Raw genomic sequence first — 12,804 nt, forward strand, 5'->3', positions numbered from 1 at the left:
TATGAATCAACTAATGAAATACTTGTTTCTTACTACAATACTTTTCTTTGAAGTAGGAATGGTAACCGGACAAGAAAAACCAACGTTACACAGAATGGATTTTAAAGATCTTTCTGCACAAAACACAGTAACAGTAACTAGTTACAAAAAAGGGGGAAAACAGTTTGTTTATGCCGGTGGTTTTGGAAATATTGATGTTTTTAGCATGGATAGTTTAGGGGTATTGACATCAATAAGTAACCATGAATTGTACATGAAAAAAGGACCTGCAAGAGGTATGGTTGCAGATAATATTCAGGGTAATGATTTTCTTTTTGTAGCAAATAAACATGGAAACGCTATTGAAACATTTGCAATTGATGACAAAGGTTCTCTGAATCGTGTTGCCTTAAAAGAAGATACGGACCAAACGCACTTGGGTACTGCAATTACCTTACAGGTGGTTCATATGAAAAAAGCATCGTACTTATTTGTTGGTGGTTTAGAAGAAACACCTGGATTGAGTTCTTTTAGAATTGAAAAAAATGGAGAACTTACACATATTCAATCTATGAAGGATGATGAAAAAATTCATACGGATGGAATTATTGGGATGTATATTCATAAAATAAAAAGTCGTACTTATTTATACACAAGTGGTTTTCAAGATAACGGAGTAAGTAGCTTTAGAGTTTATGAAAGTGGAAAGTTTAAAAATGTAAATAACATCGATGATAACGAGACAGATCGATATTTGACAGGAGCTTACCCGGTAACAGGTGTTCAGTTAGGGAAAAATTATTATGTGATTGTTGGGCATAGACATCATAAGTATTACAAAAGAGGAAACTTTATCAAAAAGAAAGATTTTGTGTACCATGGTGATGGTGTCAGTGTTTTTAAAGTGGGTAGCAACGGTGCTTTAAAACCTCATTTTGTATTGAAGGATGATGAGCAAACAAAATTATCAGGTCAAACTAGAATTGAAATAATTTCCACCAATAATAACGAGGCTTTATTGGCTGTAGGAACGAGAGATGATGCGAGTATTCAGTTATGTAAATTATCTGAAGATGGAATTTTATCTCCCGTGAATTATTTAGAAACTGGCTATTCTATTTACTATGGTTTGAATTCTTTGAACGTTGGTGGAACAGACTTTTTAGTAGCAGGTTCCTTTCGTTTTGGATTGAAAAAATTGGTGAGTTACAAAATAGCACCTGAGAAAACAGAAAATAAAGCCAAAGTGTTAAGGCATTTGGTTAGCTTAAAATTTAAAGACACATCAAGTGAAGAAGAGGTACAAGGTGCGTTAGCTCTTTTTGAGAATTTAAAAAAAGAAATTCCAGAAATTTCTAAATTAGAATGGGGGGCTAACGACAGTACTGAAGGTCATACCAAAGGTTTGCAATATACTTTTACGTTAACTTTTAACGATGTACATGGAAGAGAGATTTATTTATTTCATGAAAAACATCAAGCTTTAGTTAAAAAAGTAGGACCGCTATTAGCAGATGTATTTGTGTTTGATTATTGGACCAAAGAATAATTGTTTTGGAGTAGAATTTTTAACACCATAGAATTTCTAAAAAATAAAAATTATGGAAAATTTAAAAAATAAAAAAGCAATTATCACAGGAGGTGGAAGAGGTTTGGGAAAGGCCACTGCCTTGGCTTTTGCCAAAGAAGGGGTTGATGTAGCGATTACTGGAAGAAATGAAGCCGCTTTAAAAAATACCGTTAAAGAATTACAAGAATTTGGCGTGAATGCTGTGTATTCCGTATTTGATGTTGGCGTGTATCAAGAGGTGCAAGTTGCAATAAAGGAAATAATAGCAAAACTTGGGACTGTTGATATTTTAGTGAATAATGCTGGAATTGCTTCTATCGGTTCTTTTAATGATATGCCTGTCACAGAATGGACTCAAATTATTCAGACCAATGTTTTGGGGATGTACCATGTTACAAAGGAAGTTTTACCCTATTTAATTGAAAAAAATCAAGGTGATGTTATCAATGTCTCCTCCACAGCAGGTTTGAATGGGAACCCTAATATTTCAGCGTATTCTGCTTCAAAGTTTGCAGTGATAGGAATGTCTGAATCTTTGATGAAAGAAGTTCGAAAGAATAATATTAGAGTTTGTACACTCACGCCGAGTACTATAGAATCTGACATGACGGTAGAATTGGGGATCGCTGCTAAAAATTCTCAAGAATCTGTTTTACAACCTGAAGATTTTGCTGATTTGATTGTGGCTGGGCTAAAATTACCCAGAAGAGCGATGTTGAAAGGAGCATCCTTGTGGTCAACAAATCCATAAGATATAATTGGTTTAAGCATATTTTGGAACTACAATTGGAAGGTAAAACTTCCGTTGTAGTTTTTTTGTTTTGAGGGAACTCCTTTTTTAGGTTTTGCTATATTTGAAGGGGAAATTTAAATTTAGATTGCAATGGAGCAAATGGGTAAAATTACAATGGATTGGTTGACAAATTGGCTTTTGGGATTAGGAGCAGATCCTAAATCTATTCAGTTAATTGAATTTGTGCTGATGGTGTTTGTTGTTGCAGTTATTGCCTTTGTAGCTGATTTTATTGTCAAAAGAATTCTACTTGGTTTTATTGAGTCTATTGCTCGAAAAACAAAAACTACTTGGGACGATCTATTGGTTGAAAATAAAATATTTACCAATCTGGCTCACATAGCACCTGCTCTAATAGTTTATGTAGCCACACCTTATGTTTTTCATGATTTTCCTAGTTTGACACCCTATGTGTTACGATTTGTAAATGCTTACTTTTCGGTTATTTTCATCATTGTAATTGTCCGGTTACTAAACACACTAAAAACTTTTCTAGAGACTAAGAAAATTTTCAGAGAAAATCCGTTAGATAGTTATTTTCAATTGGTCAAAATCGCTGTTTATATCACTGGAGTTATTGTGGTATTATCTTTTTTACTAAACAAATCTCCACTTTATTTCTTTAGTGCTTTGGGAGCTATGACTGTGGTTTTGTTATTGGTTTTTAAAGATACGATTCTAGGATTTGTTGCTAGTATTCAGTTGGCAGCAAATGACATGGTGCGATTAGGAGATTGGGTTTCCATGCCTAATTATGGTGCAGATGGGGATGTGATAGAAATGAAATTGACAACCATAAAAATTCAGAACTGGGATAAAACTGTTACCACCATTCCAACCTATGCGTTTATCTCTGAATCTTTTAAAAATTGGAGAGGGATGTCAGAATCTGGTGGGAGAAGAATTAAACGTTCCTTGCATATAAAAATTAGTAGTGTTGCTTTTTGCACTAAAGAAATGTTAGAGAGGTTTGCTAAGTTTCAGTTGATAGAAAATTATATTCAAGAGCAAGGAAGGAATATTGAAAGTTACAATATAGAAAATCAGATAGATAAAACCCATTTGATAAACGGGAGGCATTTGACCAATATTGGCGTGTTTAGAGTTTATGCAGAGGCCTATGTGAAAAATATTCCTGATATCAATTTAGAGATGACTTGTATGGTACGTCAATTAGCCCCTACAGAAAATGGTTTGCCTATTGAAATTTATACGTTTAGTAGCCGAAAAGAATGGGTAATCTATGAAGGTATTATGTCTGATATGTTCGATCATTTATTAGCAGCAGTTCCAGAGTTTGATTTGGAAGTTTTTCAGAATCCTACAGGGTCAGATTTTGAAAAGTTACGAGCTTAGCGTGTTAATTACAAATTTCATGAATTAAATGTATCGAATACAGATGCATGGGAATTTTGGGTATCTTTACTAGCGTAAAAAAAAATTGCTAGATGATTAAAAAGCTATGCCTTGGCCTACTGATGGTATTGGTAATTGCCTGTGAAAAACAAGCAACTGTAAAAACACCAATATCAAATTTTAAAAATTTTATTTATAGTACTACTAGAGGAGTAATTTCTAAGGAAGCTCCTGTGAAAGTGTATCTTTCTAAAGATGTAACACTTTTTGAGGTCGGGCAAGAAATTCCGACTAATATTTTAGAGTTGACTCCATCCGTAAAAGGAAAGTTAATTCTTTCTAGTAAAAAATCTTTGTTGTTTACCCCTGATCAGGATTTGAAATCCAAGCAAAAGTATAGCTGTAAATTGCAGTTAAGTAAACTGTACGAAAATGTAGGTAAGGAATACGAAAATTTTCACTTCTATTTTAAAACCAAATCGCCAAATTTTTCTATTAAAATGAAGGATTTGCAATCCTATACGCAATCTTCTCAATATGTAAAAGGGCATATCGTCTCTGCAGATGTGATTACTTTAAAACAAGCTAAATCTTTGATACATGCTAATCAAGAAGGGAAAGATTTAAAAATAAATTGGTATGACACGGAGGATAAAAAAGACACTTATTTTGAGTTTGTAATTGATAGTATTGAACGTGGTATTGAAGATTCTAAAGTAGAGATTCAATGGGATGGAAAACCTATCGGTGTTGACAATAAAGGGACTTCCAAGGTTAAAATTCCTGGGAAAAATAACTTCTCTGTGCTAAGTATTTATGTTCGTCAATCTCCCGAGCAGCATCTATGTGTAAATTTTTCTGATCCGCTCTTGAAAAGTCAAAACTTAAAAGGTTTGGTGACTGTAAAAAATGCAGCCAAATTGAAATATGTAATAGAGGGGAATTTATTAAAAGTATATCCTAGCAAGCGTATTGCAGGGAAGGTAAATGTAACTGTGTTTAGCGGAATTAAAAATGAAAATGGGTACAGGTTAAATAAACGTTTTTCTGATGCTATTACCTTTGAGCAGTTGAAGCCTCAAATTCGTTTGATTTCAAATGGTTTGATTTTACCAGATTCTAAAAATCTGAAATTCAATTTTAAGGCCGTGAATTTAAAAGCTGTTGACGTCAATGTTATCCAACTTTATTCAACAAATATTTTAAGTTTATTGCAAAGAGATGATTTAAGCACTTCCAATAGAAATAATTTAAGAGCTTCAGGAAGAAGTATTCTAAAGAAAACCATTCCCTTGGTTCAAAATGATATTGATAATGATGGGAAATGGAAAAATTATGCGGTAGATCTTCAGTCATTAATACGTGCAGATCAAGGATCGGTTTATCGAGTAGAATTATCGGTTAGAAAATCTTATTCTTTGTATGGATGCGAGGGAAATCCATTAGCAGAGAACTATCAAATTCCGGAACAAGACATATTTCAAAAAGGGAATGAGCAGGAAGGGGAGGATGCTTACTGGGATTCCTTTGACTCTCATTATTACTATGATGAAGATTATGATTACAATTGGAGAGATAGAGATAACCCATGTACCGAATCTTATTTTTATGGAGGGAAAAAAATTGGAGCCAATATTTTAGCCTCTAATGTTGGGGTTATCGTTAAAAAAGGAGTTCGTAATTCTTATTTCTTTGCCGTTACAGATATTCTTACAACTAATGTTTTGGCAAATGCACATATAGAATTGTACAATTACCAAAAGCAATTAATCGCCAATGCCGATACAAATGGTGAGGGGATTGCAACAATCCTATCTAAATCTAAGGCGGCTTTTGCCATAGTCTCTTCAGGAGCTAGTAAAACCTATGTAAAGCTGAATGATGGAAATTCATTGTCATTAAGTAAGTTTAATGTTGCCGGAAAAAAAATTAGAAAAGGTTTAAAAGGGTATTTGTATGGAGAACGCGGTGTGTGGAGACCAGGAGATACCATTCATACTTTTTTTGTTTTGAATGATACGGATAACCTTTTGCCATCCGGACATCCTGTAAAAATTGAGGTAACAGATCCTCATGGGAAATTGAAATATCAAACGATTAAAAATGATGGTGTCAATGGTTTCTTTAGGTTTGATATCCCTACAACGGATAGTGATGCTACAGGAAACTGGAACGCTAAAGTAAAGGTGGGAGGTGCTACTTTTTATAAAACCTTAAAAGTTGAAACGGTTAAGCCAAATCGATTGAAGATTAATATCAACTTTGAAGATGAGGTGCTTACAACTAAATTGCCAATAAAGGCAGAGGCTGAGGTAAAATGGCTTCATGGAGCGATTGCAAAAAATTTGAAAACTGAAGTGAAAATGAAGTTGTCTTCTTCTTCAAAGGGATTCGAAAATTTTCCGGGATATATTTTTAAAGATCCAATAAAAGAATTTAAAACAGAGGAACTTACCGTTTTTGAAGGGAAGGTTGATGCTCTTGGGAAAGCGAAAATAAATAAGAAGATAAATTTAAAAAATACGGCACCAGGTAAGTTAAAAGCAACTTTTTTAACGCGTGTGTTTGAAAATGGTGGTGATTTTTCATCGGATGTCGTATCAAAAGACATTGCTCCTTTTACGACTTTTGTGGGTATGAAATCTCCTGAATCTAAACGATATGGGAATTCCTATGAAACGGATAAAAATATTCCCTTTTCGATAGCTACAGTCAACCATAAGGGAGTACCCGTTTCAAGAAAAAATTTAATGGTAAAAGTGTATGAGATCAGATGGTCTTGGTGGTGGAGCTCTAATTCTGACAACCTCGCTACTTATGTGAATTCTGAACATAGATATTTGTACAAAACGATTAAAGTAAGTACAAATGATAGGGGTACGGCGATAGCCAATATCAATATTCCTAATCGTAAAAGTGGACGTTATTTGATTCGTATTACAGATCCGGTGAGCGGACATTCAACGGGTAGGACAGCATATTTCTTTAGAAATTGGTGGTCGAATTCTACAAAAGGAAATGCTGAATCGGCAACGATGTTAGTGTTTAATTCTGATAAAGAAAAATACAATGTTGGTGATGTTGCAGAAATTACCTTTCCGTCTGGTTCAGAAGGGAATGCTTTAGTGAGTGTTGAAAATGGATCAGAAGTATTAGAAACACAATGGGTAAAAACAGTGAAGGGACAAACAAAAGCCAGAATAACTATAACTCCAGAAATGTCTCCCAATGTTTTTGTAAATATTTCTTTGTTACAGCCTCATGCAACAACACAGAATGATTTGCCATTGCGATTGTATGGAGTAATTCCAATTATAGTAGTGGATAAAAACACAAAACTGGAACCTGTAATCTCTATGGAAGATGAGTTAAAACCAGAGACCACTTATGCGGTAAAAGTAAGTGAAGCTAATGGAAAAAGGATGACTTATTCCTTATCTGTGGTAGAGGAAGGTTTATTGGATTTAACTCGCTATAAAACACCTAATTTGTGGAATGTATTTTATACACGTGAAGCTTTAGGGGTTAGGACATGGGATATTTTTGATGATGTAATGGGGGCTTTTGGTGGAGCAATTAGTCAAGTTTTTGCTATTGGTGGAGACGAAGATGGGAAGAATAAAAAGGCAACGAAAGCGAATAGGTTTAAATCTGTAGTTTCTGTACTTGGACCCTATGTGTTAGAGCCAGGTGAGACCAAGCAACATAGAATAAAAATGCCAAATTATATTGGTTCGGTAAGGACGATGGTAGTGGCAGCAGATAATACTGAAGAGGCCTATGGAAAAGCAGATAAAGCGGTACCAGTTAGAAAATCTTTGATGGTTTTAGCGTCGCTCCCGAGAAAATTAAGTCCAACTGAAAAAGTAACCTTACCAGTAACAGTATTTGCCATGAAAAGTGCTGTTAAAAATGTAGAGGTTAGTTTAAAAATTAGTGATGGAATTGAAATCATTGGGCAATATAAAAAGGTAGTTCGATTTGATGCACCAGATGAAAAAATGGTTTATTTTGATTTGGAGGTTCTAAAAGGACAAGGGATAGAAAATATTCAAGTAATTGCAAAAAGCAATGGTGAGGTTTCAACACAAGAGATTGAAATTGATGTAGTCAATCCAAATCCAAAAACAAGTAAATATATTGATTTGGAAGTTGGAGCTAATGAAACTTTAAATGCCGATTTTTCTTGTATTGGAGAGAAAGGAACCAACAAAGTTGATGTGGAAATATCTACAATTCCACCTATGAATTTTGCATCGCGAATGGAATATTTAATAAGATATCCACATGGCTGTGTAGAACAAACAACCTCAAGTGTATTTCCTCAATTGTTTTTAGAAGATATATTTGATATTACCGCTGATAAAAAAACACAGATCAAGTCAAATATAGAAGAAGGTATTGAAAGGCTTGGTGATTTTCAATTGCCAAATGGAGGCTTGTCGTATTGGATTGGAAATACCTATGTGAGTGATTGGGGAACTAGTTATGCAGGGCATTTTATGATTGAGGCTCAGAAAAAGGGATATTCTTTACCGCTTACATTTATGAGTAATTGGTTGAGATATCAAAAGCAAGCTGCTAGAGAATGGAGGTCTAGTTATAAGTACTGGAATTCTGGGATGACACAAGCATATAGGCTATATACGCTCGCACTTGCCGGAGAACCAGATTTAGCAGCAATGAATAGGCTAAGAGAGTATCCTAAAATTTCCAATATTTCTAAATGGAGATTGGCAGCGGCTTATGCTTTGGCAGGTCAAAAAGAGGCGGCTTCCAAATTAATAGCTTCAGCTTCGGTTGATTTTGAAATTAAACAAAGAGATTATTATACCTATGGTTCTTCTTATAGAAATAGAGCAATGGCTATGGAAACTATGTTGATCATGGAGGGTAGTGAGGTGCATGATATGGCAAAAATTATTGCAAAAAGATTGTCCTCAGATCATTGGATGAGCACTCAAACAACGGCATATTGTTTACTTTCTATGGCCAAAATGGTCATAAAAAATGGAGGGAAAGATTTGAATTTGAGTTATACGGTTAATGGTCAGCAAGAGTCAATTGTAACAAAAAGTACCGTAGCTCAACGTAGATTGGAAGTTCTAGAAACACAGCCAAATAAATTTTCGATTACAAATAATATAGGAAATACATGTTTCGTGAGAATTGTGAATTCAGGAACATTGTCATTGGGAACTGAAATTGCGACTTCAAGAAACCTTAAACTCTATGTGAAATATGTAGATTCTAAAGGGAATCCTGTTTCATTTGAGAAACTACGTCAAGGGACTGATTTTGTTGCCATGGTAACACTCACAAATCCAAATACAGAAAGAGTCAATGATATTGCATTGAGTCAAATTTTCCCTTCTGGTTGGGAGATTGTAAATACTAGATTTACTGATTTTGGTGAGGCAACCGATAATCAATGTGATTATACGGATATTAGAGATGATCGAGTTAATTTTTATTTTTCAATGAAAAAGAATGAGGTTAAAACTTTTACGGTTCGTTTGAATGCTGCTTATTTAGGTAAGTATTACTTACCAGGTGTTCAGGCGGAGGCAATGTATGATAATGATTACTTCTCTAGAACAAAAGGGCAATGGATAGAAGTAGTGAAATAACTGAATAAACGAAATTTTATCGGGTGTTGATGGGTCGTGTCTCCAAAAAGAATTTGGTTGTAATCTTTGGGTTTATACTCTTAATAGGGTATTATTTTTCATTGCCAGCAGAGGTTTTTAAGAATCCAAAATCTACAGTAATTCAAAGTAGAGAAGGAGTCCTCTTGGGAGCAAAAATTGCCGATGACGGTCAATGGAGGTTTCCGGATATTGATAGTATACCCTATAAATTTGAACATTGTATTTTACAATTTGAGGATGCTTATTTTTATAATCATGTTGGTTTTAATCCTGTGTCTATTGCAAAAGCTTTGTGGGGGAATGTTACAAAATCAGGTATAAAAAGAGGTGGTAGCACCATTACACAACAAGTGATTCGTTTGTCTAGAAAGGGGAAAAACAGAACCTATACAGAGAAATTATTGGAGCTTATTTTGGCAACCCGTTTGGAGTTTCGCTACTCTAAAAAACATATTTTAAAAATGTATACTTCAAACGCTCCCTTCGGAGGGAACGTTGTGGGTTTAGAAGCTGCATCATGGCGTTATTATGGTCGTTCGCCTTATCAATTATCTTGGGCAGAGAATGCTACTTTAGCGGTATTGCCAAATGCACCGAGTCTTATTTATCCTGGTAAAAATCATGATAAGTTAGTGGTTAAAAGAAATAGACTTTTAAAGAAAATATTAGATAAAAAAATAATTGATTCGATTACTTATAGTCTTGCTATTCAAGAGGAGTTGCCTAAAAAACCACATGCATTGCCTTCCAAAGCCCCCCATTTGTTAGAGTATATGGCAATTAAACATAAGGGGAATTCTATCAAAACAAGTATCCCAAATCAATTACAGGTGAATGCCAATGAAATAGTAAAACGGCATTATTTAAATTTAAAACAGAATGAGGTTTATAATATGTCTGTTTTGATATTGGATGTTCATACGCGTAAAGTTTTGGCGTATGTTGGGAATACACCAACAGATGAGGAGCATCAGAAAAATGTAAATGTAATACATAAACCTAGGAGTACAGGGAGTGTGTTAAAACCTTATTTGTATGCAGCGATGTTAGATTCAGGAGAGATGTTACCCAATACCTTAATTGCAGATGTTCCAACTGAGATAGCTTCCTATAATCCTAAAAATTTTAGTCTAGAGTATGATGGAGCTGTGCCAGCAAGTAGAGCTTTGGCTAGGTCCTTAAATATTCCAGCGGTTAAAATGCTACAGAGTTTTGGTTTGAGTAGGTTTTATGAGTATTTAAAAAAGTTGGATTTAAAAGATGTCAAGCATGATTCTGGACATTATGGCTTGACTTTGATTTTAGGGGGAGCAGAAAGTAATTTATGGGATCTATGTAGAGTGTATGCAGGTTTTTCAGGAACGATAAATCACTATTCGAGTACTTCAGGTAATTATTTTGCAAATGAGTTTGTAGATCCGGTATTTAAAGAAAAAGAAAGGGTGAATTTTGGAAAAGCCTCTCCGCAGAAAACGATTTTTGATGCAGGTTCTTTGTTTCTAACATATGAGGCTTTGAAACAAGTGAATCGACCTACAGGTGCAGAGAATTGGGAGTTTTTTGATTCTTCTAAAGAAATAGCATGGAAAACAGGGACTAGTTTTGGATATAGAGACGCTTGGGCTATAGGTAGTACCAAAGATTACGTAGTAGGTGTTTGGGTAGGAAATGCAGATGGAGAAGGACGGCCAGGTTTGTTGGGGGTGTCAAGTGCAGGACCCGTGATGTTTGATTTGTTCGATCTGTTACCTCAGTCTAATTGGTTTTCAGAACCCTATAATGCCTTGGAGCAAGTTGTTGTATGCAGAGAAAGTGGAAGTTTAGCTAAGGAAATTTGTCCTAATAAGGATACGTTAATGGTACAATATAAGGGAGTTGATACTGAACCTTGTCCCTACCACTATTGGGTACATCTCGATAAAAATGAAGCGTATCAGGTAAATTCTTCTTGTGAAAATATTACCGACATTACTCATAAAAGTTGGTTTGTATTACCTCCCTTAATGGAGTATTATTTTAAAAAGAAAAATCCTTTTTACAAACCATTACCTAGCTATAGGATGGATTGTTTGGGAGATAAGAAACGAATCATGGATTTTGTATATCCTAAAAATAAAGCCAAGATCTATTTGCCAAAGGGATTTGATGGAGCAAAAGAAGAGTTGGTAATGAAGTTAGCCCATAATATTCCTGAAACTAAAGTTTATTGGTATTTAGATGAGCAATATGTTGGGGAAACTAAAAGTATTCACGAGAAATTAGTTCCTGTTACTATAGGGAAGCATGTAATCACAGTTGTTGATGTGTTGGGGAATGAGAATAAGTTGTTTGTGGAGATTTTGAAATAGATTTATTTAAATTTCTTCATTCTCCTATCATACATCACAATACTTCCTGCGACGGATACATTCAAACTCATGGGGGTGTCAAATTTTACTAAATGATGAGATTTTTCAATAGCGAGTCGAGACATACCGTGGTCTTCAGCGCCTAAAAGATATACACAACGCCTAGGATGTTCAAAGGTTTCAAGGGGTACTGCTCGTTCGTCTAATTCTACGCCCACCAACATGGCTCCTTTCGGTAGCTGTTTGTAAAAATCTTCAAAGGTATCATAATGAAAATACGGCATTGCACCAACTGCTTTGTGGGTGTCGCAGGCTTGCTTAGCGTATCTATTCCCGATGGTAAATATATAGCTGGCCCCCATGTTTTGCGCAGATCTCCATAAAACCCCTAAATTCTCTGGCGTTTTACCATTTTGTATTCCTATTCCGAAAAAGCCTTGTTCTAAATTATCAATCATTGTTCTTTTTTGTAAATGTTAGGGAGCGAGATGTTAAAGGTAACTGCAATAATTCTAATCAATATGATCGAACTTATAGGGATGATTTGTAGGTAAGGGTTAGGTAGTTTTAAATACACCAATAACATGTACAATGCACCTCCAAATAAACTTGCTGTGGCATAAATTTCTTTTTGAAAAATAACTGGAATTTCATTTACAATAATATCTCTAATAACTCCACCAAAAACACCTGTTACAGTCCCCAATAATACACAGATAAATGGGTTTAAATGATAATCAATTCCAATTTGAACTCCGGTAATTGTAAATAATCCTAGGCCAATAGCATCATAAAAAAATATAGGTTTGTGAAAAAAATGAAGTTTGCTTCTAAAAATCATTGCAATAAAAGCACCGCTAACAACAGCATAAATAACATGTGTGTCAAATAACCAAAAAACATCTCTATCCGCCAATAGCATGTCTCTTACCGTTCCGCCTCCAACAGCGGCAACAAATGCTACAATCAATACACCAAAAGGATCTAGTTTGTTTTTAAGAGCGACTAAAGCACCTGAAATGGCAAAAACAAAAGAACCCATCACATTTATATGTCCGATAATAATTTCCATTTAGCGTTTTTCATGATGGTTGGATAACGTAGTGA

7 protein-coding genes are annotated in these 12,804 nt (G+C 34.8%); 5 read left to right on the top strand and 2 right to left on the bottom strand.

Annotated features, from left to right (window positions below; all coding sequences use genetic code 11):
• Window position 1 precedes the first annotated feature (1 nt).
• From AC2DGP_RS11800 to pbpC, 5 genes are all read left to right on the top strand, one after another.
• Entirely contained in the window at window positions 2-1,528 is a 1,527-nt protein-coding gene (locus tag AC2DGP_RS11800; RefSeq protein ID WP_484490263.1) for a Dabb family protein, read from the top strand.
• A gap of 52 nt (window positions 1,529-1,580) precedes the next feature.
• Window positions 1,581-2,300, top strand: coding sequence for a 3-ketoacyl-ACP reductase (locus AC2DGP_RS11805; protein WP_484490264.1), 720 nt, complete (start codon window positions 1,581-1,583; stop codon window positions 2,298-2,300).
• 141 nt (window positions 2,301-2,441) lie between these two features.
• Complete coding sequence (locus tag AC2DGP_RS11810; RefSeq protein ID WP_484490265.1) at window positions 2,442-3,698, top strand: mechanosensitive ion channel family protein; 1,257 nt, start codon at window positions 2,442-2,444, stop codon at window positions 3,696-3,698.
• A gap of 92 nt (window positions 3,699-3,790) precedes the next feature.
• Window positions 3,791-9,328, top strand: coding sequence for an alpha-2-macroglobulin family protein (locus tag AC2DGP_RS11815; protein WP_484490266.1), 5,538 nt, complete (start codon window positions 3,791-3,793; stop codon window positions 9,326-9,328).
• A 29-nt stretch (window positions 9,329-9,357) separates the two neighbouring features.
• Window positions 9,358-11,697, top strand: coding sequence for a penicillin-binding protein 1C (pbpC, locus tag AC2DGP_RS11820; protein WP_484490267.1), 2,340 nt, complete (start codon window positions 9,358-9,360; stop codon window positions 11,695-11,697).
• Window positions 11,698-11,699: 2 nt separating this feature from the next.
• On the opposite strand, the gene AC2DGP_RS11825 is transcribed toward pbpC, so the two are convergent.
• Window positions 11,700-12,155 carry an RNA methyltransferase gene (locus AC2DGP_RS11825; RefSeq protein ID WP_484490268.1) on the bottom strand — a complete coding sequence of 152 codons (456 nt, stop codon included), beginning with the start codon at window positions 12,153-12,155 and terminating at the stop codon, window positions 11,700-11,702.
• Complete coding sequence (locus AC2DGP_RS11830) at window positions 12,152-12,769, bottom strand: trimeric intracellular cation channel family protein (RefSeq protein WP_484490269.1); 618 nt, start codon at window positions 12,767-12,769, stop codon at window positions 12,152-12,154. Before AC2DGP_RS11830 ends, AC2DGP_RS11825 begins: the two co-directional genes overlap by 4 nt.
• Window positions 12,770-12,804: the final 35 nt, after the last annotated feature.

This window comes from Flavicella sp. IMCC45537, assembly GCF_057197705.1.

What these genes read in the sequence shown, in the direction of transcription:
- AC2DGP_RS11800 (WP_484490263.1), top strand. Translation starts at nt 2, where the DNA reads ATGAATCAACTAATGAAATACTTGTTTCTTACTACAATACTTTTCTTT.
- AC2DGP_RS11805 (WP_484490264.1), top strand. Translation starts at nt 1,581, where the DNA reads ATGGAAAATTTAAAAAATAAAAAAGCAATTATCACAGGAGGTGGAAGA.
- AC2DGP_RS11810 (WP_484490265.1), top strand. Translation starts at nt 2,442, where the DNA reads ATGGGTAAAATTACAATGGATTGGTTGACAAATTGGCTTTTGGGATTA.
- AC2DGP_RS11815 (WP_484490266.1), top strand. Translation starts at nt 3,791, where the DNA reads ATGATTAAAAAGCTATGCCTTGGCCTACTGATGGTATTGGTAATTGCC.
- pbpC (WP_484490267.1), top strand. Translation starts at nt 9,358, where the DNA reads ATGGGTCGTGTCTCCAAAAAGAATTTGGTTGTAATCTTTGGGTTTATA.
- AC2DGP_RS11825 (WP_484490268.1), bottom strand. Translation starts at nt 12,155, where the DNA reads ATGATTGATAATTTAGAACAAGGCTTTTTCGGAATAGGAATACAAAAT.
- AC2DGP_RS11830 (WP_484490269.1), bottom strand. Translation starts at nt 12,769, where the DNA reads ATGGAAATTATTATCGGACATATAAATGTGATGGGTTCTTTTGTTTTT.